This window comes from Robertmurraya sp., from assembly GCF_036676585.1.
GTDB lineage: Bacteria > Bacillota > Bacilli > Bacillales > Cytobacillaceae > Robertmurraya_A.
On sequence record NZ_JAKFCQ010000002.1, the window covers coordinates 1 to 4,254 of the forward strand.

The 4,254-nt window shown below is 44.9% G+C and carries 3 protein-coding genes; all 3 read left to right on the forward strand.

Annotated features, from left to right (window positions below):
- Positions 1-243: 243 nt before the first annotated feature.
- The 3 genes from ACGLXV_RS00060 (at position 244) to ACGLXV_RS00070 (ending at position 3,946) form a co-directional block, all read left to right on the forward strand.
- Entirely contained in the window at positions 244-2,205 is a 1,962-nt protein-coding gene (locus ACGLXV_RS00060) for a hypothetical protein (protein WP_391556971.1), read from the forward strand.
- 373 nt (positions 2,206-2,578) lie between these two features.
- Positions 2,579-3,112 carry a BRO-N domain-containing protein gene (locus ACGLXV_RS00065; protein WP_391556972.1) on the forward strand — a complete coding sequence of 178 codons (534 nt, stop codon included), beginning with the start codon at positions 2,579-2,581 and terminating at the stop codon, positions 3,110-3,112.
- Positions 3,113-3,232: 120 nt separating this feature from the next.
- Positions 3,233-3,946, forward strand: coding sequence for an HNH endonuclease (locus tag ACGLXV_RS00070; RefSeq protein WP_391556973.1), 714 nt, complete (start codon positions 3,233-3,235; stop codon positions 3,944-3,946).
- The last annotated feature ends 308 nt before the right edge of the window (positions 3,947-4,254 follow it).

Genomic DNA, 4,254 nt, shown 5'->3' on the forward strand with positions numbered 1-4,254 from the left:
ATCCAGGGACGACTAACCCGTTCCCTTGGATGAGCGAGATCATGGACTTGAAGAAAGAGAAGAATTTCTTTGAGACTCGGGTTATTGAGTATCAGACTGGTGGGGCGTTGAGCTGGGATTGATGACGCTAGATAGCCACGCTATAAGTTAATTCACACGAATGGTGGAAAGCTTTAAAAAACCTCGCAATAGCGAGGTTTTTTTAAGATTTTTCATACCATCCCTTAAAAAAGGCGCAAGTGAATGTCACTCAAACAATTAGTCAATCACACACCTCTAATCAACCTTGCGCTGCTCGAAACTCTTAAGGGAGAGAATATCAACGATGAGATCGACCTCTTCATTCCATACATTGCGTTAATAGTTGATGAAATTGAGAGTGAGAGCTTTAATATAGCCGACGTAAAGCTTGGACTAAAAGAGCGCTTTGGAATAAACCCACCTGAGTCCGCCTTAAAATCTATACTTATTCGAGCAAAGAAGAGAAAAGTAATAGCTCAAAGGTATGGAGTATACTTTAAGAACCCAGAAATAATCAGTCGACTAGTTCACAACGCCAATCACAAGCGAACCGAAATAGAAAATTCAATTAATAGAATCCTCCAAAATTTCAAAGAGTTCTCGCTCACCGCGCACAACAAAACCTTAACACTCGAGGAATGCGAAGTTTTTTTATATACATTCCTAACGGAACACATGTCTACCTTTGTTGGAATCGTTGGTGGGCAGAAAGCAAAGATAGAGACAAAAATAAAGAACTCCCAATTCCTTACAGCCTCATATATAACAAATCTATACAAAGAACAGCCGGCCTTCTCCGAGGACCTCATGAGGGTCGTGAAAGGCATGATACTATCCAATTACATATCATATGCCGACAAAACAACTACAAAACGCCACCTAGAAAACGTCACAATATATCTTGACTCTCCGATCATATTGGGGATATTGGGCTATTCTGGACGATCAAAAGAATTAGCTTTAACCGAATTCATTTCATTAATAAAATCATTAAAAGTCAATATAAAAATATTCGACATCACATTAGACGAAGTCCAACGACTTTTCAGCATATGGGGCGAAAAACTAGAAAAGAAAAATTACTCCTCTTTTAATTCAAAAACCCTTGAACTTTTGAGAAGTAAAGGCATAGACAAAGCCAGACTTGAAACAGAGTCAGTATTACTTGAAACAAAACTCAACACTCTCGATATCGAGATAGTTAACAACTTTAAAATTGACGAAGAATTCAATTGCGATTTCAAAGGGTTAGAAACATACTTGATTCGAAAGGGATTTGAAAACGATTTACATCATGACGTCACCTGTGTCTCCAGGGTATTTAATCTTCGAAAGGGGAAAAAAATCTCATCCCTCAATGAAAATTTCAGTTTATTTGTAACCCTAAACCTGAATTTTGAACGCTTCACAAATAGCCACCTAATAAATGAACTCCCTCGCTCCTCAATCCCAATAGTAATCACTGAACGGTTGTTATCTACTATTCTATGGTTGAAAAACCCTAAACTTTTCGAAAACCTACCTGCAAAAAACTTGCTAGCAGATGCTTATGCATCTATTTACGCCGATGATCGCTTTTGGTCAACTTTCATTTCTCGCCTAGAACTTCTTAGAAAACAGGGTGAAGTGTCAGAAAACGACTTCATGCTTGTTCGCTGGGACAAATCCTTGATGGACAAAGTAAATGAAACATCGCTGGATGCAGGTACAGAGTTTGATGATGACGATGTATTCGAAATCATAGACTCCATAAAATTAGAGCACAGAAAAGAATCCACAAAAACAATCGAAGAACTTAACGAAACCAACACCAAAGCGCTACAACTTAAAGACATTGAAATAGAAAAAAAATCTGACGAATTAGTCAGAAAGGAGAGAGAGCTAACAACCATTGAAGTCAAAGTAACTTCATTCTCCTCAACACTAGCACACGCCACCACAGGAACAGCCTCTACAATATTATTCCTACTGCTAGTTTATGCAATAGCCGCTGCACTACCACCATCAATATTAACTTTAGGGCAGTACTACACCCTACCAAACTGGCTAAATAATTTTTCAGCATTTTTACTGCTATCCATAACCATACTTAGCCTAGTATTTGGACTTACATTAATAAAAGCATACAAATCAATACATTTTTTTCTTTTCAAGAAAATATATGGTCTCTTTTCAAAAAAATAGCATTTGCACTTGCGAATGTAAGTTAATTAGTGCCTTGACCAAACCATAGCAACACAATACGCTACGTTCCGGTGCCTAAGAAACACCTCACACAGCGGACTGACCGCACCCGACAGAAGCGGCTTTTTTGTGCCTACGGTTTCCCCGTGGGCATCAAAAAATCTCTGTTATGCCGGGAGTGGGCTAATACAAGACCCGAAAGGGGAATATGTCCGGCCCTCTGTGTGGGGTTTCTTAACTCCCGGCACCCAGCCCTAAGAAAGCTGACATCACACAGAGGTAAAGGATATGCCTAAAAATGTCTCCTTCTCTCCGAAGGAAATCTGCTTTAGCCGCTTCGTTGTCTATGCGCTTCCATCCCTGGAGGCTCGCCATGTCTGATCCCTTCATCCCCACAGTCTTCACACGCCACAACCTCCACCTTCACGCCCTCCTTCTGGAAAACCAGCCATGGTTCTGCGCCCGAGATTTGGGTCGCTTAATGGGCTTCCATCTGAATGATCGTGTCGTCAGCAAGCTCGACGAGGATCAGCGGCATACGCTGTTGATTGAGTACCACGGCCAGCCGGAGAAGCGGTTGATGCTCAGCGAATCCGGTGTGTATGCGTTGTTGGTGTATCACTATGCGCCGGGGAATCGGTTGTTGCGTGAGTGGTTGACTCATCAGGTGGTGCCGGCCTTGCGCGATGCTAAGCAGTCGAAAAACGCGGATCGGCCGATGTTGAGTTTGTTGGATTGGCCGGAGATGTCGTTGAGTCTGTTGCATTGGCAGGATGAAGGCTGGATTCGGCTGCGGGACATGCCTTATCTACTCCTCAATCGCACGCGGCGGCGGGTCCCGGTGGTTAAGCCTTGGTGGCGGAAGGTCGTGGAGGTGTTTCAGTCGTCGAAGCATTCGGTGGGTTAGAGCGACGGTGTATTTGTAGGATCGCTTGAGCGATACGTCGGTCTTTTCTGTAGGAATTTTCGTAGACAGGTGTAATGGCCACTCAGTATCGTCCGAGGGTTTTCAACCCTCGGCGATGCTATGAGCGTAAAGAAGAAAGAAAGCGATTGGAGTGTTCCTGAGATTAGGGCTGCGGTGGATGCCTATCTGAAGATGCTCGCGCTAGAGCTAAGCGGTCAGAAATTCGTGAAGACGGAAGAGAATCTTGCTCTGCGCGAATCGTCATTGCCCACTCGCACCGAAGGCTCTGTTGAGTTCCGGATGCAGAACATCTCCGCTGTTCTGATGAAAATGCATCGGGAATTCATCAAAGGATACAAGCCTGCCAGAAACGTTGGCTCGAACGTTGAGCAGTCAATTCGAGCTGTGCTAATTGAAAGAGGCGTTAAGCCTGGAGATCCTACAGCTCCGACCGCTGACGAAGAAACACTAGAGCGAAGAGCCGTGGCACTGGAAAAGCTGCCTCTTCAAGATGAACCTGTAGGGATTTTGAAGCCAAAGCGTGCTCCTGCCCAAGGCACCGCCTACATACGCGATCCAAAGGTTAGAGCCTGGGTTCGTAAGAAAGCCAAAGGTGTATGTGAAGGATGCCGTCAACCTGCGCCGTTCACTAAAAATGACTCGCCATATCTTGAAGTTCACCATGTTAAGCACTTGGCGAAGAAGGGTTCTGATCGAACTAGCAACGCTGTAGCCCTTTGTCCGAACTGTCATCGACGCTGTCACCACTCGAATGACAGCGAGGAATTCACTGAGTTGCTTTATCAGCAAGTGAAGCGGTTGAGACGTGAGTAATTCGACTGCATAGAATCTGTGGCGAGGGGATTTATCCCCGCTGGGCAGCGAAGCGGCCCCAAAACCGCCAAATACGGTCAACCAGAAAGATCTATTGATTCGCTTTGCGACTGCTCTGCAGCCGAACGGGGATAAATCCCCTCACCACAGGTTCGTGCCTGGCTTGGTTGCTGTGTTGATGTTGGGAATCGCGGGCAAGCCCGCTCCCACAGGTTTGGTGTGTTGCCATCGATTTGCGGTGTGTTGAAAACATTCAGTGCAACCCGCCCCGCCTCCCGCTATTAATACCCTTCCCACTCAAGGATCCG